Origin of the sequence: Asticcacaulis sp. W401b, assembly GCF_046503825.1 — a bacterium.
GTDB lineage: Bacteria > Pseudomonadota > Alphaproteobacteria > Caulobacterales > Caulobacteraceae > Asticcacaulis.
Genome location: NZ_JBKFEE010000019.1, coordinates 19,642 through 40,947 on the forward strand (window position 1 = coordinate 19,642; position 21,306 = coordinate 40,947).

18 protein-coding genes are annotated in these 21,306 nt (G+C 60.7%); 5 read left to right on the plus strand and 13 right to left on the minus strand.

From position 1 onward, the window contains the following. Position 1: 1 nt before the first annotated feature. From ACK8OE_RS19020 to coxB, 6 genes are all read right to left on the minus strand, one after another. Positions 2-892, minus strand: a complete 891-nt coding sequence (locus ACK8OE_RS19020) for a cytochrome c oxidase subunit 3 (RefSeq protein WP_290792890.1) — start codon at positions 890-892, stop codon at positions 2-4. 183 nt (positions 893-1,075) lie between these two features. Next, complete coding sequence (locus ACK8OE_RS19025; protein WP_290792893.1) at positions 1,076-1,612, minus strand: cytochrome c oxidase assembly protein; 537 nt, start codon at positions 1,610-1,612, stop codon at positions 1,076-1,078. Then, complete coding sequence (locus ACK8OE_RS19030) at positions 1,609-1,782, minus strand: hypothetical protein (protein WP_172961264.1); 174 nt, start codon at positions 1,780-1,782, stop codon at positions 1,609-1,611. Before ACK8OE_RS19030 ends, ACK8OE_RS19025 begins: the two co-directional genes overlap by 4 nt. 4 nt (positions 1,783-1,786) lie before the next feature. Beyond that, complete coding sequence (cyoE, locus tag ACK8OE_RS19035; RefSeq protein WP_126423618.1) at positions 1,787-2,755, minus strand: heme o synthase; 969 nt, start codon at positions 2,753-2,755, stop codon at positions 1,787-1,789. A gap of 121 nt (positions 2,756-2,876) precedes the next feature. Then, positions 2,877-4,559, minus strand: coding sequence for a cytochrome c oxidase subunit I (ctaD, locus tag ACK8OE_RS19040; protein WP_290792898.1), 1,683 nt, complete (start codon positions 4,557-4,559; stop codon positions 2,877-2,879). A gap of 23 nt (positions 4,560-4,582) precedes the next feature. Further along, positions 4,583-5,524, minus strand: coding sequence for a cytochrome c oxidase subunit II (coxB, locus tag ACK8OE_RS19045; RefSeq protein WP_290792907.1), 942 nt, complete (start codon positions 5,522-5,524; stop codon positions 4,583-4,585). A gap of 422 nt (positions 5,525-5,946) precedes the next feature. Between coxB and tldD the strand changes: the two genes are divergently transcribed. Continuing rightward, entirely contained in the window at positions 5,947-7,386 is a 1,440-nt protein-coding gene (gene tldD / locus ACK8OE_RS19050; RefSeq protein WP_410273905.1) for a metalloprotease TldD, read from the plus strand. Positions 7,387-7,540: 154 nt separating this feature from the next. Beyond that, positions 7,541-9,514 carry a TonB-dependent receptor plug domain-containing protein gene (locus ACK8OE_RS19055; protein WP_410273906.1) on the plus strand — a complete coding sequence of 658 codons (1,974 nt, stop codon included), beginning with the start codon at positions 7,541-7,543 and terminating at the stop codon, positions 9,512-9,514. 67 nt (positions 9,515-9,581) lie between these two features. On the opposite strand, the gene ACK8OE_RS19060 is transcribed toward ACK8OE_RS19055, so the two are convergent. From ACK8OE_RS19060 to ACK8OE_RS19070, 3 genes are all read right to left on the minus strand, one after another. After that, the gene (locus ACK8OE_RS19060) at positions 9,582-11,465 is read right to left on the minus strand and encodes a peptide MFS transporter (RefSeq protein ID WP_290792910.1); all 1,884 of its coding nucleotides are present in this window, start codon (positions 11,463-11,465) and stop codon (positions 9,582-9,584) included. 140 nt (positions 11,466-11,605) lie between these two features. Then, the gene (locus ACK8OE_RS19065) at positions 11,606-12,979 is read right to left on the minus strand and encodes a glutamate--cysteine ligase (RefSeq protein ID WP_410273907.1); all 1,374 of its coding nucleotides are present in this window, start codon (positions 12,977-12,979) and stop codon (positions 11,606-11,608) included. A 78-nt stretch (positions 12,980-13,057) separates the two neighbouring features. Further along, complete coding sequence (locus ACK8OE_RS19070) at positions 13,058-13,804, minus strand: 16S rRNA (uracil(1498)-N(3))-methyltransferase (protein WP_410273919.1); 747 nt, start codon at positions 13,802-13,804, stop codon at positions 13,058-13,060. A gap of 100 nt (positions 13,805-13,904) precedes the next feature. Between ACK8OE_RS19070 and ACK8OE_RS19075 the strand changes: the two genes are divergently transcribed. After that, positions 13,905-14,906, plus strand: coding sequence for a calcium/sodium antiporter (locus ACK8OE_RS19075; RefSeq protein ID WP_410273908.1), 1,002 nt, complete (start codon positions 13,905-13,907; stop codon positions 14,904-14,906). Here the strand turns inward: ACK8OE_RS19075 and ACK8OE_RS19080 are convergent. Then, complete coding sequence (locus ACK8OE_RS19080; protein ID WP_410273909.1) at positions 14,877-15,821, minus strand: alpha/beta hydrolase; 945 nt, start codon at positions 15,819-15,821, stop codon at positions 14,877-14,879. The genes ACK8OE_RS19075 and ACK8OE_RS19080 overlap by 30 nt on opposite strands. A 105-nt stretch (positions 15,822-15,926) precedes the next feature. On the opposite strand from ACK8OE_RS19080, the gene pelA reads away from it, so the two are divergent. After that, positions 15,927-17,135 carry a pectate lyase gene (pelA, locus tag ACK8OE_RS19085; protein ID WP_410273910.1) on the plus strand — a complete coding sequence of 403 codons (1,209 nt, stop codon included), beginning with the start codon at positions 15,927-15,929 and terminating at the stop codon, positions 17,133-17,135. A gap of 24 nt (positions 17,136-17,159) precedes the next feature. On the opposite strand, the gene ACK8OE_RS19090 is transcribed toward pelA, so the two are convergent. Beyond that, positions 17,160-19,088, minus strand: coding sequence for a M61 family metallopeptidase (locus ACK8OE_RS19090; protein ID WP_410273911.1), 1,929 nt, complete (start codon positions 19,086-19,088; stop codon positions 17,160-17,162). 149 nt (positions 19,089-19,237) lie between these two features. Between ACK8OE_RS19090 and ACK8OE_RS19095 the strand changes: the two genes are divergently transcribed. Next, positions 19,238-20,014 (plus strand): hypothetical protein, encoded by a 777-nt coding sequence (locus ACK8OE_RS19095; protein WP_410273912.1) that lies wholly within the window; start codon positions 19,238-19,240, stop codon positions 20,012-20,014. Here the strand turns inward: ACK8OE_RS19095 and ACK8OE_RS19100 are convergent. Beyond that, positions 19,980-20,411, minus strand: a complete 432-nt coding sequence (locus tag ACK8OE_RS19100; protein WP_410273913.1) for an OsmC family protein — start codon at positions 20,409-20,411, stop codon at positions 19,980-19,982. The genes ACK8OE_RS19095 and ACK8OE_RS19100 overlap by 35 nt on opposite strands. Next, a complete protein-coding gene (locus ACK8OE_RS19105) occupies positions 20,408-21,280 on the minus strand; it encodes a pirin family protein (protein ID WP_410273914.1) in 873 nt (290 codons plus the stop codon). The genes ACK8OE_RS19100 and ACK8OE_RS19105 overlap by 4 nt, the downstream gene beginning before the upstream one ends. Positions 21,281-21,306: the final 26 nt, after the last annotated feature.

The following is a 21,306-nucleotide window of genomic DNA, read 5'->3' on the forward strand; positions in this document are numbered from 1 at the left end:
CTTACGCTCCGAAGATGACGTAGATGAAGGCGAACAGGAACAGCCACACCACGTCAACGAAGTGCCAGTACCAGGCAGCCGCTTCGAAACCGAAGTGCTTTTGCGGCGTGAAGCCACCGCGCATGAGGCGGATCAGACAGATCAGCAGGAAGATGGTGCCGATCAGCACGTGGAAGCCATGGAAGCCCGTGGCCATGAAGAAGGCCGAACCGTAAAGACCGGCATTAGCGGCTTCTTCGTTGAAGAACAGGTGATGGTGGACAATGTGATAGTATTCAAAGGCCTGCACGCTGGTGAAGATGGCACCCAGCACCACAGTCAGGAACAGGCCCCACTTGGCGCCATTGCGGTCGCCTTCCTGAAGCGCGTGGTGCGCCCAGGTGACGGTCGTGCCCGACAGGAGCAGGAGAAGCGTGTTGAGCAGCGGCAATTGCCAGGCCGAAACAGCCTCAACGCCCGCCGGCATCCAGCCATTCGGATCGGTGCTGCCCGTCGAGGCCCACGCCGTGCGGACCTCCTCGATGGCCGAGGCCACACCCGCGCGGTGTTCGTGGAACAGGGCCATTTCGAAGAAGACCCAGAACCACGCCACGAAGAACATCACTTCCGAGGCGATGAACATGATCATGCCATAACGCAGGCCGATCTGCACAACTGGCGTATGGTCACCGGCGCGCGATTCCTTGATCACATCGGCCCACCAGCCCCACATCACGTAAAGCACACCCAGCAGACCGATACCGAAGACCACCGGGGTCTTTTCGATGCCGAACAGGCCCTTCATCCAGATCACCAGACCGATGAACATGACCACGGAGAACAGCGAACCGAGCAGCGGCCACGGGCTGGGGTTGATAATGTGATAATCGTGTTTGACGGCGTCGTTAGACATAGTCGGCAACTCACCTCGATGCGCCGTGTCCCCCTGTATCGGACACTGACGGTTCCGTTATATGATTAGACCTTGAGTCTTAGGGCAAATCGGCTGTGAACACAATCCGGCCACCCTGTTTTTATGGGGCTGTGGCCCCGTAGCAAACAAATTCAACTACGCTTTACAAGAGACTGAAACGCTTTACTTTTTGACCACCTGAGACGGAAAGAAGGTATAGGACAGGGTCACGTCCTTGGTGTTCTTTGCGTCAATGTCTTCCAGCATCTTCGGATCGACATAATAGACGACGGGGAAGGTGCGTTCCTCGCCGGGCTGCAAGGTCTGATCCGTAAAGCAGAAGCACTGCAATTTCATGAAGTAGCCGCCCATCGCTTCGGGCAGCACATTGTAGCTGGCGCGACCGGTGAGCGGCACATCCGCATCGTTGCGCACCGTGAAATAGATCATGTTGGTCTTGCCGAGCAGCGTGTTCTGCACCGGGCGTTCGACCTTGAAACTCCAAGGAATATTGTTGGCATTGGTGTCGAAATAGACGCGAATCTTGCGGTCGAGTACCACTGAGGACTCGGTTTCCACGCGCTGCGTCGTGCCATCAAAGCCCGTCACCTGACAAAACAGGCGATAAAGGGGCACCGAGGCATAGGCCAGACCGAACATACCCAACAGACCGGCCAGACACCACGCGGCAACCTTCTGATTACGGGTCAGCTTTTTCATCCGCCGTGCGCCGCCTGTACGCCTTGCGTCATACGGATGATGGAAACCAGAAACACCAGTACCACAAAGGCCAGGAGGCCCAGCCCGATGGCGATGTTGCGGCGCTTCTGGGCAGCCAGATAGGCCTTCTTGTCATCTTCGGGGGTGGTCAGAACGTCCTTGTCAACCATTGACTCAGGCTCCCATGAAGGCGTGATGGATCAACAGGGCGGCGAAAAGCGCCGTCAAGTACAGGATAGAAAAGGCAAACAGGTTGCGCGCCGCCAGCGCTTCCTTCTTGACGTCGTAAAGCGAATTTTCACCCCCTTCGGGATGATCACCCGCCCGCGACAGGAACAGACGCACGGCCAGAAAGATGAAAAAGGCCCCGCCCAGAACCGACACGACGGCGTAGATCATGCCGCCCATGCTGAACGCGATGGGCAGACAGGCCACCGGGGCCATGATCAGGCTGTAGATCAGGATTTGCAGGCGGGTCGATTTGGCACCCCTGGCCACCGGCATCATCGGGATACCGGCCTTGGCGTAATCTTCGGCGGTGTAGAGGGCCAGCGCCCAGCTATGCGGCGGGGTCCACAGAAAGATGATGGCGAACAGCACCCAGGCCTCCACAGGCGCGTGGCCCGTGGCGGCGGCCCAGCCGATCACCGGTGGAAAGGCCCCGGCCGCGCCCCCGATGACGATATTTTGCGGCGTGCGGCGCTTCAGAACAATCGTATAAAAAACAACATAGTAAAGGATGGTCAGGGCCAGAAGACCGGCAGCCACCGCATTTATGGCCAGCCACATCATGGCCACCGACAAAAAGGCCAGCACGCCGCCAAAGGCCATGGCGTCGGATTTGGTGACGCGGCCCGAAGCCACCGGACGACCGCGGGTGCGGCGCATCAGGGCATCGGTTTCGCCTTCGATGGCCATGTTCAGCGCACCGGCAGCCCCGGCCCCCAAGGCAATACACAGAACCGCGATAAAGGCCAGAAACGGGTCCATCTTTTGCGGCGCGACGACCAGACCGGTCAGGCCGGTGAACACCACCAGCGACATGACGCGCGGTTTCAGCAGTTGAAAATAGTCCGCCGGCAGGCCGCGCAGGGCCTTCTCCCCGTAGGCGGGGTGGCTCGGTTCGGACTTGGGCGTTGTCATATTCACCGGCTTTGGGGTCACGGGCTCAGGGTTCACAGTGGGTACTCGTAAAATAAAGGGGATGACGACCTCCGGCCTTCATCCCCCATACTATAGCCTGCCGCCCGTTGGGGCGAAACGCTTAGTGATGGCCGTCTTCGTCCTTGATCACCGGCAATTCGGAGAACTGGTGATAGGGCGGCGGAGACGACAGGGTCCATTCGAGCGTGGTCGCCCCCTCACCCCACGGATTGGCCTCAGCCTTGCGGCGACGGATGACCGACTCGACGATCATGACCAGGAAGACCAGGACACCGATAGCGGTGATAACATAACCGATCGACGAAATCTGGTTCCAGTAGGTGTAGCCTTCCGGATAATCGACGTAACGGCGCGGCATCCCCTGAAGGCCCAGGAAGTGCTGCGGGAAGAAGACGACATTGACGCCGACGAACATCAGCCAGAAGTGAATCTGACCCAGCAGCTCGTTGTACTTGATGCCGAACATCTTCTCATACCAGTAGTAGAAGCCGCAGAAGATGGCGAACACCGCCCCCAGCGACAGCACGTAGTGGAAGTGCGCCACGACGTAGTAGGTGTCGTGCAGGCTGTAGTCGATACCGGCGTTGGAGAGAACCACGCCCGTAACGCCACCGACGGTGAACAGGAAGATGAAGCCGATGGCCCACAGCATGGGCACTTTAAAGTCCAGCGAGCCGCCCCACATGGTGGCGATCCACGAGAAGATCTTCACACCCGTCGGCACCGCGATGACCATGGTCGCCATCACGAAATAGGCCCGCAGGTTGAAGCCCATGCCAACCGTGTACATGTGGTGGGCCCACACGATGAAGCCGACGAAGCCGATGGCAACCATGGCGTAGGCCATGGCGAGATAGCCGAAGACGGGCTTTTTCGAGAAAGTCGAAACCACGTGGCTGATGATACCGAAGCCCGGCAGGATGAGGATATACACTTCCGGGTGGCCGAAGAACCAGAACAGGTGCTGGTACATGACCGGATCCCCGCCGCCCGCCGGATCGAAGAAGGCGGTGCCGAAGTTACGGTCGGTCAGCAGCATGGTGATGGCACCGGCGAAGACCGGCAGCGACAGCAGCAGCAGGAAGGCGGTGACCAGCACCGACCACGCAAACAGCGGCATACGGTGCAGCGTCATGCCCGGCGCGCGCATGTTAAAGATGGTGGTGATGAAGTTGATCGCCCCCAGGATCGACGACGCGCCCGACAGGTGGAACGAGAAAATGATCAGGTCAAAGGCCGCACCGGGGCTGCCCTTATTGGCCGACATCGGCGGATACATGGTCCAGCCGCCGCCGAAACCGTGCTCCGACGCGCCGCCCGGTCCGCCCGGCACGAAGATCGACACCATCAGCAGGATGAAGGAGGCAACCAGCAGCCAGAAGGAGATGTTGTTGAGACGCGGGAAGGCCATGTCCGGCGCACCGATCATGATCGGCACAAACCAGTTGCCAAAGCCCCCGATCATGGCCGGCATGACCATGAAGAAGATCATCAGAACGGCGTGAGCGGTGACGACCGAGTTATAGCCGTGCTTGCCTTCGAAGACATTGAGCTGATCGAGCAGCGAGCCCGGTACGAAGACCTGAAGGCCGGGTTCATAAAGCTCCCAGCGGATCAGGCCCGACAGCGCGCCGCCCAGAAGACCGGCGAAGATGGCGAAGATCAGGTAGAGCGTGCCGATGTCCTTATGGTTGGTGGACAGGAACCAGCGCGCGAAGAAGCCGGGTTTGTGGTCGTGATCGTCGTGATGATGATCGTGAACGACAGAAGCATTCGATGCCATGACGAGCGTCTCTCTTACCTGAATTATTGAACGGCGGGAGCCGCGGCCGAGGCCGCTGCGTCCGCTTCTGCCGGGGCTGCGGCCGAAGCCGTCGCCGATGCGTCTGCCGAAGCGGCAGCGTTTGCCGCCGCCTGCTGGGCTGCCGCTGCGGCCGCCGCTTCTTCGGCGGCGATCATGGCCTTGGTCTTGCCACCCGCCTTGATGATGTAGGCGTCGAATTCCTTTTCGCTGACCACGCGAATGGCGATCGGCATATAGGCGTGATCGACGCCACACAGTTCCGAGCACTGACCGTAGTAGATGCCGGGCTTTTCGGCCTTGAACCAGGTCGAGTTCAGACGACCGGGAATGGCGTCGGTCTTCAGACCAAAGGCCGGCAGGGCGAAGGAGTGGATGACGTCATAGCCGGTGACCTGCACCTGAACGACCTTGTTGACCGGCACGATCAGCTCATTATCGACGCCAAGCAGGAAGGGCACCTTGGCCGCGTGCGCGGTCTTCAGTTCGCGCGCTTCGGGCAACAGGCGCGATTCGACGCCTTCGACCCCCAGTTCCGGATAATCGTAAGCCCAGTACCACTGATAGCCCGTAGCCTTCACCACGACATCCGGGGTCGGCATGTCGTTATATTTGCGCAGCAGCGAGAAGGAAAAGAAGGCGATGAAGACAAGGATCAGGACCGGGATAACCGTCCACAGAATCTCGATGGCCGTATTGTGCGAGAAGCTGGCCGGCTTCGGATTGGCGCGCTTGTTGTAGCGCAGCACGATCCAGATCAGCAGCGCCAGCACGAACAGCACGATAACCGTGATGATCGGCAGCAAGATGATGTCGTGAAACCAGATGGCGTCGTGTTTCAGCGGGGCGGCGCCCGGCTGAAGACCGAGCGACTTGTCGGTCGGTTGCCCCAGTTTTTCCTGAGCCCAGACGGCTCCGGCCCCCAATGCTCCTGCAAGGGCAGTCATCACGGCGGCGGTCCCTGCCATCAGCCTTCGGATGCGCATTCCTTCAATCCCTAACTGTGGGTGCCCGGCGCGCCTGCCTTCTCGTGAGCAGGAGTTTCCGCGCAGTCCCGTTTAATCCTCGGTATTCGGGCGCGACAATGGGTCCCAATGGGACACATGGTCTCACCCCGTTCTTCCCCATTAATGCCATATTTGCAAAATGCAAAGGCCTAAAAGCAAGGCAACACCACTGTCTGCAAAGACAGTTGCGTTCTGGTACGGCTCAGGGACGAATATGGCTTTTACACAGGCCGCACCTGCGCGCTTTTGTCGCGCCCCCTCACCCCTTCAGGGCCACGCGCGCGAAACTCGGGTTCATAGTCTCTGTTCAAGCGCCGCACGGCGTCCTACATAGGGGGCAGTGTTTCATTTGGTATGTGCTTATGTCCGCCTCCCCCCTTGCCGTCGCCCTGCCCGACTCGCTGCGTGATCTCGACCTTTCCGCCTGTCAGACGATTCTGGAAGAGGCCCTGAACGGGGCCGACGATGGGGAAATCTATTTCGAAACGCGCGAAAGCGAATCACTGGTCTTTGACGACGGGCGGCTGAAACATTCGACCTATGGCGCCGATCAGGGCTTCGGTCTGCGCGTCGTGGCCGGGGAGACGGTCGGCTTTGCCAATGCCGCGGAGCTGTCGGTCGCGGCCGTGCGGCGCGCCGCCGCCGCCGCCGTGCTGGCCAAGCAAGGGCAAGCGGTCAGTCTGAGCCTGTCCACGGCCCCGGCGCGCTCCAACAGCCATCATTATGGTGACCACGATCCCATCGGGTCGATGCCGTTCGCCGACAAGATCGCGCTGCTGGAAGCCATTAATGACTATGCCCGCAGCCGGCACTCGGGTGTGGTGCAGGTCTCGGCCTCGGTCGCCGCCGATCAGCGCCACATCACCATCCTGCGGGCGGGTGGCGAGGTCTATCACGACTACCGCCCGCTGGTGCGCCTGTCGGTCGGGGTATCGGTTGAAAAGGACGGCCACCGCGAAAGCGCGTCGGCGGGTGGCGGCGGACGCATCGCGCTCGACCGGCTCAGCGATCCGGCATACTGGCAGGCGCAGGTCGATGAGGCCCTGCGCCAGGCCCTGATCAGCCTGGAGGCCAAACCGGCCCCGACAGGGGAGATGGATATTGTGCTGGGGCCCGGCTGGCCCGGCGTGCTGCTGCATGAGGCGGTGGGCCACGGCCTTGAGGGCGATTTCAACCGCAAGGGCACCTCGGCCTTTTCCGGCAAGATGGGCCAGCAGGTGGCCGCCAAGGGCGTCACCGTGGTCGATGACGGCACGGTTGCCGATGCGCGCGGCTCGCTCAATATGGACGACGAAGGCACGCCGACCCACGCCACGACGCTGATCGAGGAAGGTATTCTGGTCGGTTACATGCACGACCGGCTCTCGGCGCGTCAGATGGGGGTGGCCCCGACCGGCAATGGCCGGCGTCAGTCCTATGCCCATCCGCCCCTGCCCCGCATGACCAATACCTTCATGAAGGGCGGTCAGGACAGGCTGTCCGACATGATCGCTTCGACCAAACGCGGCCTCTATGCGGTCAATTTCGGCGGCGGTCAGGTCGATATCACCAATGGCAAGTTTGTCTTTCAGTGCACCGAGGCCTATCTGATCGAAGACGGTCAGGTGACGGCCCCGGTCAAGGGCGCATCGCTGATCGGTGACGGCCCGGCGGTTATGCGTCAGGTCGAAATGATCGGCGATGATTTCAAATTCGATCCCGGCGTCGGCACCTGCGGCAAGGCGGGTCAAAGCCTGCCGGTCGGCATCGGCCAGCCCAGCCTGAAGATCGGCGGCCTGACGGTAGGGGGCACGGCGGCATAACCGTGATCCGTCACGGGTATGGTAAAGCCTTGTTATACTTTGCCTATTGCTCACTTTACGCACGGGTGAACTTGTCATTTGGCGCTTAAGGCGGCATATTATCCGCTCAAGGCGCAATATCGCGCCGGTTTTTCTGCAAGCGTGATGGGGTCTTATGCGGCTGTTGTGGCTGACATCGGTGTGTGCGCTGGCTTTATTGCCGGTTCAGGCGACTGCGGCGGACACGCTGAGCACGGCGGCCAGCTATATGGCCTCAGACTTTGTCGGTAAGCCGGTGCAATCGGCCGCCGACGCGCTGAAATACATTCCCAACTTCATCGTCACCGGATCGGGCGGGTCTTCCAATCTGCTGATCGACGGTCAGCGCCCGTCGGACACCAATGACGCCCTGACGCGTCTGCCGCTGAACCAGATTGAGCGCATCGAACGCATCGCCGCCGGCAACGGCAATTATGACATGCAGGGCCATAGCGAGCTGATCAACATCGTGCGCAAGTCGATGTCGAAGCCCGTTATTACCATCCACTCCTCGGCCAACATCTATCCGGACGGCAAGATCAAACCGCAGGTCGGCTTCACGTGGCAGAAGAACCAGAACGGCCGCAATCTCGAAGCCGGTCTGAGCCTCTATCAGAACCATGACGAAGGCACTGGCCATGGCGACAAATACACCACCTATGCCGATGGCACGACGCGGCATCAGGCGCTTGATTCCAAGGGGCAGAGCGAAGGGGCTGAGGTGCGCGCCGCCTGGGGTGGCCCGGCCAGTGGCGGCCGCCTCGATGTCAATGGGGCCATGCGCTACAACCGCTCGGCCTTTGATGCCGTCTATGAAAACGGCGTCACCGAGTACGAGCAGCGCCAGAACGCCAATCTGACGCAGGAAGTGTCCGGGCGTTACGAAAAGGCGCTGAACAAAAGGTTCAAGCTGAACCTCAACCTGTGGGGCAAGCGCAATGTCAGCGACAGCCGCACCGACCATCAGAAGCCGGACGAGGTTTCGACCTACAGCGAGGACAAGGATACCCGCGAAGGGTCGCTGGCGGCGCAGGCCACGTGGCACTATTCCAAGGCCCTGATGCTTCAGGCCGGGGCCGAGAGTCGCTTCAACCGCTTCGACGCCGAAAGCCTGTCTGTCGGTTCGTGGCTGGACGAAAACACAAGTCCGGAAACCGGCCGCACGCGCGGCGAGGAACAGCGCGGATCGCTCTACGTCTCAGGCAACTGGCGGCCGAACGAGACGCTGAGCATCGACAGCGGGCTGGCCGTCGAAAGCATGACCTTCCGCCATCGCGGCACCTATGCGGCCGAGCGCAGCTATGAATACCCCAAGCCGCGCCTCAGCCTGCAATGGAAGCCGGACAAGGTGTTTCAGGTGCGCCTCAGCCGTGCCCGCGAAGTCGGCTATATGGGGTACTGGGACTTTGTGTCGATTGCCGAGTGGCAGTATGAACGCCCCGATCAATTGCTCTATCCGCTCAACCTTGTCCCCTATCGTCAGTGGTCGAACGAATTCAGCGTCGATTATCGCTTCTGGGAAAAGGGCCAGTTGGCGCTCAGCTTTGAACGCAACGACATCGACGATGCCGTCGAGCGCGTGCCCCTCTATACCCAGAAAGGGAATATTGAGGACATCATTGGCAATGTCGGCGATGGCGCCAATCAGCAGATTTCGACGCGCCTCAGCGTGCCGATAGATGACTATCTCGAAAACGGTATGATCCGGCTGAATGCCACCTGGTACGATTCCGAAATCACCGATCCGATAACGGGGCTGAAACGCCGCATCTCCGGGCAGACGCCGCGCACCTTGTCATTGAGCTTCAATCAGGACCGACCGGGTATGTCGTGGGGCTGGTCGGTGGACAGCGGCTGGAACAATACCAGCTGGCGCGCCAGAGAAATCAGTCAGTCCGAAGGCTCGCCGTGGGTCAGCCTCTATGCCGAGTTCAAGCCGTCGCCCAAGCTGTCGGTACGCACGGAATTGCAGAACCTCGGTGCCCGGACTACGCGCTATGACGTGACGCGCTATGAAGGTCTGCGGTCGGGTAGCGCGCTGTCCTATGAGGAATCGACGCAGCGTGACTCCGAACCAAAGCTCTACCTGCGCATCCGGAACGAGCTTTAAGCCCCTCACATTCAAAAGAAAAGCCCCGGAGGTAGGCACCGCCGGGGCTTTTTGTTTATCGTCAGGATCAGTGACCCGTCTTAGGCGTATCGTCCACCGTATCCGACGCCCCGTGCGCCCAGCCCTTGAGGACGAAGGACAACAGGAACAGGACACCGCCGAGGATGATACCCGCCCAGCCGATGGTGTTGAAGGTCTTGAGCGACGCCTGAAGCGCGGCGCTTGGGTCAAGCACCTGACCACCCACCGTCTCGGTCGAGGCGAAGGTCGCCACAAAGGCCGCCAGATACTGCGCGCCAGACGTGCCGAGGAACCAGATGGCCATCATGGTCGAAACCAGCACGGTCGGCGACAGCTTGGTCTGCTGCGACAGGCCGACCGGCGACACGGCCAGCTCCCCCCAGGTGTGGAACATATAGGTCAGGAACAGGCAGAACAGCGGCACGCGGAAGTCCGCGCCGGCCAGCGGGGCCGACCACACCAGCACAAAGAAGCCCATACCGGCCATGACCAGACCGAAGGCGAACTTCTTGACCGGGTCCGGGTCCTTGCCGCGCTTGGCGAGGAAGGTGAAGATACCGGCAAAGATCGGCGCGAAGACCAGAATGAAGAAGGGATTGAAGCTCTGGGTGTTCGAGGCATTGAAGCCCATGTCGATCCACAAGGCCCCTTCGGGCACGCCGCCCATGGCCGTCACCTGCCCCGGTGTGGCCAGAAGCAGCGCCCCCAGACGGATGGGTTCAGCGATCAGGTCCAGCGTGGTGTTGCGCTCAGCAAACAGGCTGAGCGAGGAACCGGCTTGCTCAAACAGGGTCCAGAAGACGACCGACGACAGGGTCAGCACCATGGCCAGCCCCAGACGGAAGTTTTCAACGCGGCTGAACTTGGTGAACATCTGGGTAAAGACATAGCCGAGGATCAGCACCGTCGCCACGCCCAGCGCATAACCGACGATAGTGTTGCGCTGAATGACGAAATAGATCAGCGGCACGGCGGCAAAACCCAGCAGATAGACCAGATTTTCCTTCGAGATGACGCCCGCGACCTTCTGTTTCAGCGCGGCGGGGTTCGGAGCTTCGCCCTTGCCCTCCAGCAGTTTCTTGCCGAAGATAAAGCACAAAAGGCCAATCAGCATACCTACGCCGGCCAGACCGAAACCGGCCCACCAGCCGACGCGCTCGCCCAGATAGCCGCACAGGATGGCGGCCCAGAACGAGCCCATATTGATGCCGAAATAATAGAGCTGGAAGCCCGAATCCCGGCGCGGGTCCTTCTCACGATAGAGCTGCCCGACCAGAGACGAGATATTCGGCTTGAGGAAGCCCACGCCCATGGCGATCAGGGCAATCGACAGGAAGAAGGCGTGTTCGGCCCACGGCGTCTCTGTGGCCTTGCTCTTGGTGAAGCTGCCCTTTTCGAGGATTTCCGGCAAGGGGGCGCCGGCGGGCAGGCCCTTGATCTGATAGCCGCCATCGGGGGTGGCGCCGACCTCATAGCTGGCATTCCCCACTTCCAGACGCGGCGCGTCGCCGGAATTGGTGGTACGCACCTCAAAGCCGTAGGTCTGACCCTGATAGTGCAGGAACTCCTGCGTCGGCTTGCCCTCAAAGGCCATGCCGAAGTGACCGAGCACCAACAGCACCCCGCCAAACACGATGGCCTTGCGCGTACCGATCAGCCGGTCCGCCACCAGACCGCCGATCAGCGGCAACAGATAGACCAGGGTGGTGTAGGAACCGTACTGCGCACTGGCCTTGTCGTCCGGAAACAGGAAGTGGCGCGTCAGATAATAGATGAGCAGCGCCCGCATCCCGTAATAGGAAAAGCGCTCCCACATTTCCGCGAAGAAACAGACGATCAGGCCACGCGGATGGTGGCGCATCTGCACAATGACCGGAATGGCCGTCAGCAGGGTAACGAGAAGCCCTGCGGCGATAACGATATTGATCATGTAAACTTGCCCCGTAAGGCCTGTGCCGGGGCACCATTCGGGCCGCAATCGGACAGCAGACAGTTAATTTGCGGCGATAGGAGCAGCAAATGCACCGGTTGGCAAGCGCACTTCCGTTTCAGGGGAAACGGTATACGGTTTTAATAGGCTTCTTCTGTGTACAATTTGCGAAGGTCGCCCGCCCACGGGCCCTGATATTTTTCGATCAGACGCTCGGCCGGGGTGACGCCGCTCTCCGCGATTTCAAACAGTTCGCTGAGATAGCCGGTTTCATCGACCAGCCCGCCGGACAGACGCTGGCGGCGCTTTAAGCCCTCCCGCGCGATAGTCAGGGTATCGAGCGCCCAGTCCTTCACCGGACGACCGGCGATCTCGCCTTTCAGGCCGGTTTTGGCCGCCATGCCGCGCAGGGTATCGTGGTCTTCGATGCGCCAGCCCTTGACCAGATCCCAGGCGGCTTCCAGCGCCGCCTGATCATAGAGGAGCCCCGCCCACAGGGCCGGCAGGGCGCAGATGCGGGACCACGGGCCACCATCGGCCCCACGCATTTCGAGGTACTTTTTGAGGCGCACTTCAGGGAACAGCGTCGTCAGGTGATCGGCCCAGTCGTCCATCGTCGGGCGCTCTCCCGGCAGGGCGGGCAGCTTACCGTCCATAAAGTCACGGAACGACTGCCCCGAGGCGTCGATATAACCGCCATTGGGCGCGCCCTTGCGTTTGACGAAATACATAGGGACATCAAGGGCGTATTGGGCATATTTTTCATAGCCGAAGCCGTCTTCGAAGACGAAACCCAGCATCCCCGTGCGGTCGGCATCGGTGTCGGTCCACACATTGGCGCGCGCCGACAAAAAGCCGTTGAGCTTGCCTTCCGTGAAAGGCGAATTGGCGAACAGCGCCGTGGCGATAGGTTGCAGGGCCAGAGAGGTGCGGAATTTCAGCACCATATCGTCTTCGGACGAAAAATCGAGATTGGCCTGAATGGTCGAGGTGCGCAGCATCATATCGAGGCCAAGCGTGCCGACCTTCGGCATATAGGCGCGCATGATATTGTAGCGGCCCTTGGGCATGACCGGCGTTTCGGCCCGCGTCCACAGGGGCGAGAAACCGACGCCCAGGAAGCCCAGCCCCAGTTCAGAGGCCACGGCCTTGACCTCCTCAAGGTGCTGACCCGTTTCGCTGCAAATCTCGTGAATGGTCGAAAGCGGCGCGCCCGACAGTTCGAACTGCCCGCCGGGTTCCAGCGACACCGACGCGCCATCACGTTCGAGCGCGATCAGGTGTTCGCCCTCATAGACGCCGCTCCAGCCAAAGCGCATCAGCCCTTTCAGCAGGGCTTCAATGCCGTCTGGACCTGCATATTCGGGACGGCGCAGATCGCTCAGGTGAAAGACGAACTTCTCGTGCTCGGCCCCGATGCGCCAGCGCTCGGACGGTTTTTCGCCCGACGTAAAATAGTCGGTAAGCTGCGAAAACGATTGAATGGGTTCCGAAATCTTGACCACGCGCCCCATCCCTAAAGTAACAGGCTCAATTGCAATTCACGGGTATATGGGCGTAAGGGCCCAGCGGCACAAGCGAATAACTCTAAACTATTTCCAATCACCCTTTACGGCCTGATACAGGGTCAGGGCCGAGATGGCCGCCGTGTCGGCGCGAAGGATGCGCGGCCCCAGATTGACGGCCACGGCGCTCGGCAGGGCACTCAGGGTCTGGCGCTCGACCGCGTCGAACCCGCCTTCCGGGCCGATCAGGATGGACACCGCCCCTTCGCCCAGCCCACTCAGAGCCTCCAGCATGGGCGGGATGGTGCGTTCACCTGCTTCGTGGGTGGAATCCTCGTCGCCATAGATCAGGGTTTCAGTCGCTGATGTCAGATAGGCGTCCAGTTTGACGGGGTTAAGAACCTGCGGCACGTCGAGGCGCTCGGTCTGCTCCGCCGCCTCCTGCGCGATCAGTTGCAGACGCGCGACATTGGTGTGGTCGGCATTGGTGCGGCGCGTGATCAACAGTTGAATCTCACCCGCCCCCAGCTCGGTCGCTTTCTCGATAATCGTCTCCAGCCGGGCGCGTTTCACCAGCGCAATCAACAGCTTCGGGGCATGTCCTGCGGCCGGTTGCGCGCGCGTCTGCACGATCAGTTCGACATGGACGTGCTTTTTGCTCACGCTCTGCAAACGGCCGCGCCATTCGCCATCGCGGCCATTAAAGACGCTGATCTCATCGCCCTCCCCCAGCCGCATCACGGCGGCGACATAGCGCGCCTGATCGGGATTGAGCGGGAAGATCAGCCCTTCGGCAAAGGGCGGCGTGGTTTCGGCAATAAACAGTCGGATCATGAGGCTGTCATACTGCCTCACGCTTCCGCCGCCAAGCGACGAATAGTCTTGTCCTTCGGCATCCCTCAGGGCAGGATGGTTAACGACCGGGGGTTTGGGCATGGATGTCATCGTCAATTTTATCGCCGCCTATATCGACGCCGCGTGGCTCGATTACGTGCTGATTATCGGCGGGCTGGGCCTGCTGTTTGTCGGGGGCGAGAGCCTGATCCGGGGCGCGGTCAGCCTCGCGCTGAACCTGCGCCTGTCGCGTCTTGTGATCGGCCTTACCGTTGTCGGCATGGGCACGTCGGCCCCGGAACTGATGGTGTCGGTGCAGTCGGCGCTCAAAGGCTCGCCTGATCTGGCCGTGGGCAATGTCGTTGGCTCCAACATCGCCAATATTCTTTTGATTATGGGCGTTGGCGCCCTGCTTTCGCCGATGGCTGCGAAGGGGCTCAGCCTGAAACGGGATGCCCTGATCATGTTTGCCGTCACGGCGGGTCTTCTGTGGCTGGGCCTTCAGGGGATCATCACACGCAATCGCGGCTGGATGATGCTGGCCCTGCTCGCCGCCTATCTGATGGGTGTCTATGTCTGGGAAAAGGTCATAGTGGGTAAGGATACGGCCCCGGCGGAGACTTCGACGGAAAGCGCAGGTTCGCCCCTTGTGGCGCTGATCTGGGTGGCCTTGGGGCTGCTGATGCTGGTCAGCGGGGCCGATGCGCTGGTGCGCGGGGCCGAAAACGTCGCCCGCGGTTTTGGTATTTCGGAGGCCGTGATCGGCCTGACTCTGGTGGCGGTCGGCACGTCCCTGCCCGAACTGACCGTGACGATTATCGCCGCCTTCCGCCGTCAGGGTGAGGTCAGCCTCGGCAATCTGATCGGCAGCAACATCTTTAATATACAGGGCATTTTAGGGGTGACGGCCTGCATCGCCCCCTTGCGCATAGCGCCTCAAATGGCACAGATAGACATGCCGGTCGCCTTAGGCGTAGCCGCTCTGGCCCTGCTGATCATCCTGTTCGCTCAAAAGGTAGGGCGGCTGAGCGGCCTTCTGTTCCTCGGCCTCTATGCCGCCTATATGGCGTGGCTATTTGTGGGCCCCCAGAGCCTGCCCTAAACGCGCCGCGATAAAGGCGTCGATGGCGTCGGTATAGGGACCGGGCACGCCGACCATCTTGTTGATTTCGCCGTGGCTCTTGTCTTCCTTCTGCACCGGGGCCGGCTTGCCCAGTTTGCGCAGAGCCCGGCTGAAGGTGTCGGCCTGATCGCAGGGCCGGTCCTTGCGCTGGGTCGAACAGACCATCATCATGGGTACGGCCTGTGGCGTCAGACGCTCCAGCGGTGAGGCTTGCGCCCAGCGCTTCGGATCGCTGCCAAAGGCGTTGGTATAGAGCGGCAGCACGCGCTTTTGCGTCATCGTGGCCCGCAGGTCGAGCGTCGCCGAGTCCAGCACCACCGTCCCGGCCCACAGTCGCCCGCCTCTGGCCGTCACCACCGAGGGATCGGCAGACGTCAGAGCCACCAGTTGCGCCCCGGCGCTGTGCCCCATCAGGATCAGACGCGAGGCATCCCCGCCCCAGGTGGCGGCATTCTTTTGAACATAGACCAGCGCCGCCGCCACGTCCTCGGCCTGCGCATAGGCATCCGCCTGCGGCAACAGGCGATAGTTGACGCTGACGACGATGTAGCCCTGGAGCAGCCAGTGCTTGACCTTGTTCTCGACCACGCCGCTATTGGCCTTGTCACCGGTCCGCCAGCCGCCGCCATGGACCATGACGATCATCGGCGCGTTGCGGGCATTGACCGGACTGTAAACATCCATCGCCTGCAAAGGGTCCGCCCCGTAACTGACGGTCTGCTTTTGGGTTCCGGGCAGGACGGCCTTATACACACGCGCCCCCTCTTCCGCTGACTCACCGTCCTGAAGCCGCTCCATATAGCGCGCTTTCAAACGCTCGCGTAGCGGCCCCTCCGCATGGGCCGGCACAGACGCCAGCATCAGAAGGCTCAGCAGGACAGGGGTCAGGCGCATGGCAAATCTCCGTTATGTCAGCGCTGATACGCCCGGTACGCGCCGGACCCTGCGGCAGTAGCGAAATTTCCGCTTCGTGTTAGGCTGGCAAAAAAAGGAAACACCATGAAGACAATGCCCGCCCTTATTGCCGCCCTCACCTTGTCCGCCTGCGCCACACCACCGCCAGCGTCTGCGCCATCGCTGGACGGGTTTTACGACGCCGTTCACCATTGGCAGAACAAGAACGGCAAGTCCTATGCCCGCTATGTTGACGACGACGTGACGGCCATCGCCGACAATCTGCTCCTGCTGCAACGGGATAATGGCGGCTGGATCGAGAACCGCGACCCGGCGCGCATCCTGTCCGAGGCGGAAAAGACGGCGGCGCTGAAGGAAAAGAGCGACCCGGCATTCAGCTTCGACAACCGCAACATCTATACGCAGGTCGAGTATCTGATGGCGGCCTATGAACGGACACGGAGATCAGACTACCGTACCGCGGCCTTGCGTGGTCTTGACCTGATCCTGTCGCAGCAGATCAAAAGCTGCGGCGGCTGGCCCCACACCGTGCCGGCCAGAAGCAGCTTTCATGACAAGATCACCATGGCCGATGAGGTGACATCGGGCAATCTGCGCCTGCTGCGTCGCATCAGCACAGGCGAATATCCCTTTGACTCTGTGAGCAAAGATTTACGCAGGAAGGCCGCATCGGCGGTGGCCGCTGGCGACGCCTGCCTGCTCAGGCTGCAAATCCGTCAGAACGGGCAGCTCACCGGCTGGGCCGGTCAGTACGATCCCGTGACCTTGCAGCCTGTCAAAGGGCGCAGCTTTGAACTGGTGTCGATTGTCTCTCAGGAAAGCGTGGAAAATACCCGCTATCTGATGTCCATTCCAAACCCCTCGCCTGAGGTGATTGCTGCGGTCGAGGGCGCGGTGGCGTGGATGAAGCGCTCGGCCATAACCGGCAAGCGGCTGGAGACCTTTGCCCTGCCCGCCCCGGTCAAGTACGACTTTCACACGGCAACCACTGATAACCGGCTGGTTGATGATCCCTCGGCGCCGCCTCTGTGGGCGCGATTCTATGATATCAGCGACAATTCGGTGATCCTGGCCAACCGCGACGGCGTGCGGGTCGCTACCTATGCCGACATCCACCCGGAACGGCGCTCAGGCTATGGCTGGTATGGTCAGTGGCCAAAAGAATTGATCACCGAATTGTATCCGATGTGGTCAAAGTGCCATTGCCGTATCGAGATTATCCCACTTATGCCGGAACAGAAGAATACGTGGGAGAAAATCGCCAAGGACATGAAGTCGAGAAACCCAAACTAACGGGTGCAGGGGCCGTGCCCCTGCCTACTTCTTTTCGGCCAGAATATCGTCCAGATAGGCCTTCTTGCCGTCGATGCGCTCAAGGCGCGGATAGCGCAGGCCGCCCTTGTAGTCGAGCGTCACCGTCTTATAGGTCTTGCCGCGTTTGATCAGCAGTTCGACCGGCTTACCGTTTGACTTGGCGGCGTCGGCAATGGCGGTTTTAATCCCATCGGCTTCATAGGCGGTGCCGTTGACGGCGACCACGCTCATACCCTGCCCCAGTCCGGCCTTGAAGGCCGGGCTGTCCCAGAAGACGCTGCCGATATCGCCCGTGGCGGTCAGTGACAGCCCCAGCGAATAGCTCAGGTCCGTTACCTTGGTCTTCTTTTCGCGCGCCTTGAACCAGTCGGTCGGCGTGTCGCTATAGGTCAGCTTGTACCCCCCGCGCTCCAGCCCGTCGAGGAAGGTGCCCTTTGAGGTCTCATTCACGCGCGTCTTGAGGAAGGTGTCCCAGTCATAGGCATAGACGCTGTTGAGCGCCGCCACCACGTCTTTGAACTCATAGGTTTCCGGCGTCCACGAGCCGTCCTTGATGCCAAAGAACAGGCCGGCGAAATCGTCCAGCGACTTCTTGTTGTTGGTCTTTTCACGGATCAGCGTATCGGCGTCGAGCCAGATCAGAAGCCCAACATTGTAATAGTCTTCGTTGCGCTGCTGGCTCAGCCAGTTCTTCGGCTGACGCGCCGACAGAATCGGATCATTGGTGGTATCGAGCACCGGACGCCACTGCGAACCGGAGAAGTTATCGTACTGCGCGGCGATCAGCGCGATGGCCTGCTTGGCCTGCTCCGGCGTGTAGAGGCCCGAGCGCGCCGACAGGACATAGCCCCAGAACTGCGTCTGGCCCTCATAGACCCACAGCAGGCTGTTGCGCATGGGGGTGTGGAAGTCGGGATTATAAAGGTCGGCACCGCGACGGAACTTGCCGTCCCAGGAATGGGTGTATTCGTGCGCCAGCAGGTCGCGCCCGACATAGTTGGTCTTCCACTCGGTGAAATAGGTGGAGTCGTGGCCATTTTCGGACGAGCGGTGATGCTCAAGCCCGATATCGCCCAGTTCTTCCGACAGGTGGACGAGGAAGTCGTAATGGTCGTAGTGCTGCGATTTGAAGACCTTGACCGCCTGCGCCACCATCCTCCTGTGAATGGCAATCTGCTCATCGGTGGCCGCCAGATCGCCGGGCTTGTCGGCAAAGACGTGCATGCGCACCGGCACCTTGGGATCGGCGCTGAGGTCGAAGGTCTTGCTGAACTTACCGGCAAACATCGGCGAGTCGATGAAGTGCTCATAGGGCAGCGGCTTGAAGGTGACGGTGCCGTCGGCATTTTTTGAGGCCACATCGAGCGCCGCCGCATAATCCCAGCCTTCCGGCAGTTTCAGCGTCAGTTCGACCGGCACGCGCGTCACCGCATAGCCTGCCGGATACATGGACAGGTTTTCCCATTGCAGGTTGGCCATAACGTCGGTGACGACCACGCGGCCGGCGGCCGTGGTCATGGGGGTCAGGAAGTCGAACTCAGCCACCACTTCCTTCGCACCGGCGGGCACGTCGATATGAAAGGCCGTCACTTCAACGGGATCGCGCAGCCAGCTCAGGTTCTGACCGCCCGCCGAAAAGCGCACATTGGCGATCTTGTCGGTCTGCGGGCGCGGGGCGTGCTTGCCGGGCAGCCAGCGCGGCATGATCAGGGTGAAGGGACCGGATTTGGCCACCGGAATGACCTGCCGCACGCGCATGACGCGCTGCTGCGTATCGGTGGCATCGACATAGACTTTCAGCGTGCCGGGATAATCGACCTGCGCCGACACCGGCAGGGGCGGCGGCAGAGGCGCCGACACCTGAGCCGAAACCGGAACCGAAAACAGAGCCGCCGCCAAAACCGCCGCGCTGACCATCATGCCTTTTTTCATGGACGCTACCTTTCTCATGTCGCAGCGACATTAAAGAGGCCCGACGCGCCCTGTAAAGTCATAATTGTTTCAAACGAAAGCTTGTCTCAGATGGAGCCGTTTGGGACAAAGAAAGCGGGTACGGGAAACCGGGATGGGAGGGATTGGATATGTGGCCATTTGGCAATAAGACTCTGCTCGATGCCGACACCACGGCATGGCACGTGGACAATTTCGAATGGTTGCTGAAGGTCCTTCGAACTGAAAATGACTTCGCCAAGACAAGGCTGATCCTGCCGCGTCCCGGCTTTTTTGACAGTCACGGCCTAAAAGGGGACGCCCTTGCCCAAAGCCTTTTCAATCAAGTCAAAGCCTACTGCGGCATGGCTGATTGGCCTGTTGAACTCATAAGCGAAGGGGTAGCCCCTAAGCGCAACCGTGATCTGATTCAGGTTCCAGACCGCAATCTTGGCTTTTCAGGCACTTTTGCTACCGATGGCAATGCTGCGGTTATCACCTATGATCCCGCCTTACTTGACACCCCGCACGACTTCATCACCACCATGGCGCACGAACTGGCGCACTACCTGCTTACCACTGTGCCGGATGAACGGGCCTGCGACGACGCGCATGAAGAACATCTGACCGATTTGACGGCGGTGTTTCTGGGATTCGGTGTCTTTCTAGCCAACAGTGCCTTTACGTTTGAGCAATGGCGAGACGAAGGCCTCGGTGCATCACAAGGCTGGAGCTACAAGCGCAGCGGTTACCTGTCGGAGACTGAACTGGTTTTCGCTACGGCCTTGTTTCTGACCCTGAGCGGTAAAGACAGTGCCGAAGCCGAGACCTCTCTCAAACCCCATTTGGCAAAACAATTGCGTCAGGCCATAAAAGAACTCAGCAAGTCCGACCTCAGCGCTCTGCGAGTCCTGACAAGGTCTCAATAAACGCGCCACCCGTCAGGGTTTTGTGCACCGGACATTTGGCAGCGATGTCGTACAGTCTTTGCCGCTGCTCGTCGCTGAGTTGCTCGCCGATAATCGTCACCGACTTGCGGAAGATATCGGCCTTGCCCGACGAGTGACCGGCGACCTTTTCGTGGGTCAGCTCCACCCGCACATCCTGCAAGGGCCAGTTCTTCTGTCTGGCGTACCAGCGCACGGTCATGGCCGTGCATTCGCCCAGCGCCGCCGTCAGATAGTCATAGGGCGACGGGGCAAGGTTCATCCCGCCCTGCGATTCAGGTTCGTCGCCGCTCAGGCGGTGACCGCTGACCTCGATAGCCACGCTGAAATCGGAGATATGGGTCTCTTCGACCCGTGCAGAGATTATATCTGACATCATTCGACCGGCAGCGGGATGAATTCGATCTCGTCGCCCGGCACCTTGGGGAAGCGCCCTTCGCGCCAGTCGGCCTTGGCCTGCTCGATGCGCTCTTTGCGCGACGAGACGAAGTTCCAGTAGATGTGGCGCTCGGTAAAGGGCTCGCCGCCGATCAGGGCCAGTTGCGCCTCGGCGTCGGTCGTGACGCTGACCGTCGCACCGGCGTTGAGAATGACCATGTGCGAGGCTTCGACCGGCGTGCCATTGACCGCCGCGCGGCCCGACACGACGTAGAGCGCGCGCTCAGCCACATGATCCGGCAGGACCAGCGCCTGCCCGGCGCTCAGGCGCGCCTCCAGATACAGCGTCTCGGCATAGGTCTTGACTGGAGACGTCACGCCATAGGCCGTGCCCATCATCACGCGCACCGGCACACCTTCGACCGTCAGTGCCGGAATCTCTTCGGCGTCGTAATGAAAAAAGGCAGCGTCGATCTCTTCATCGGCCTCCGGCAGGGCGTGCCACAATTGCAGCCCGTGCAGTTGCCGCGTGGTGTCAATGCCCTCCAGCGGCTCGCGTTCGGAATGGACGATGCCCCTGCCCGCCACCATCAGATTGATGGCCCCCGGTGTGATGACCTGATCCGATCCCAGCGAGTCGCGGTGGTGGATATGGCCTTCAAACAGATAGGTGACGGTGGCCAGGTTGATATGCGGGTGCGGGCGGACATTGGTGCCCTTGCCCGGCTCAAACACCGCCGGCCCCATGTGATCAAAGAAGATCCACGGCCCGACCATGCGGTGTTTGGCATAGGGCAGGATGCGCTTGACGGTAAAACCGCCCAAGTCCTTTTCGCGCGGCGGAATAAGAAGTGCGATGGCGTCGGTCATGAAGGCTCCCGATGGCTGATTTGCCA

Bases quoted from the DNA above. Each gene is read 5' to 3' on its own strand.
- ACK8OE_RS19020 (WP_290792890.1), bottom strand. From the start codon at position 892: ATGTCTAACGACGCCGTCAAACACGATTATCACATTATCAACCCCAGC.
- coxB (WP_290792907.1), bottom strand. From the start codon at position 5,524: ATGACTGCCCTTGCAGGAGCATTGGGGGCCGGAGCCGTCTGGGCTCAG.
- ACK8OE_RS19100 (WP_410273913.1), bottom strand. From the start codon at position 20,411: ATGATGTCAGATATAATCTCTGCACGGGTCGAAGAGACCCATATCTCC.
- ACK8OE_RS19060 (WP_290792910.1), bottom strand. From the start codon at position 11,465: ATGATCAATATCGTTATCGCCGCAGGGCTTCTCGTTACCCTGCTGACG.
- ctaD (WP_290792898.1), bottom strand. From the start codon at position 4,559: ATGGCATCGAATGCTTCTGTCGTTCACGATCATCATCACGACGATCAC.
- ACK8OE_RS19095 (WP_410273912.1), top strand. From the start codon at position 19,238: ATGTGGCCATTTGGCAATAAGACTCTGCTCGATGCCGACACCACGGCA.
- ACK8OE_RS19075 (WP_410273908.1), top strand. From the start codon at position 13,905: ATGGATGTCATCGTCAATTTTATCGCCGCCTATATCGACGCCGCGTGG.
- ACK8OE_RS19065 (WP_410273907.1), bottom strand. From the start codon at position 12,979: ATGGGGCGCGTGGTCAAGATTTCGGAACCCATTCAATCGTTTTCGCAG.
- tldD (WP_410273905.1), top strand. From the start codon at position 5,947: ATGTCCGCCTCCCCCCTTGCCGTCGCCCTGCCCGACTCGCTGCGTGAT.
- pelA (WP_410273910.1), top strand. From the start codon at position 15,927: ATGAAGACAATGCCCGCCCTTATTGCCGCCCTCACCTTGTCCGCCTGC.
- ACK8OE_RS19055 (WP_410273906.1), top strand. From the start codon at position 7,541: ATGCGGCTGTTGTGGCTGACATCGGTGTGTGCGCTGGCTTTATTGCCG.
- ACK8OE_RS19070 (WP_410273919.1), bottom strand. From the start codon at position 13,804: ATGATCCGACTGTTTATTGCCGAAACCACGCCGCCCTTTGCCGAAGGG.
- ACK8OE_RS19105 (WP_410273914.1), bottom strand. From the start codon at position 21,280: ATGACCGACGCCATCGCACTTCTTATTCCGCCGCGCGAAAAGGACTTG.
- ACK8OE_RS19025 (WP_290792893.1), bottom strand. From the start codon at position 1,612: ATGAAAAAGCTGACCCGTAATCAGAAGGTTGCCGCGTGGTGTCTGGCC.
- ACK8OE_RS19080 (WP_410273909.1), bottom strand. From the start codon at position 15,821: ATGCGCCTGACCCCTGTCCTGCTGAGCCTTCTGATGCTGGCGTCTGTG.
- ACK8OE_RS19090 (WP_410273911.1), bottom strand. From the start codon at position 19,088: ATGAAAAAAGGCATGATGGTCAGCGCGGCGGTTTTGGCGGCGGCTCTG.
- cyoE (WP_126423618.1), bottom strand. From the start codon at position 2,755: ATGACAACGCCCAAGTCCGAACCGAGCCACCCCGCCTACGGGGAGAAG.
- ACK8OE_RS19030 (WP_172961264.1), bottom strand. From the start codon at position 1,782: ATGGTTGACAAGGACGTTCTGACCACCCCCGAAGATGACAAGAAGGCC.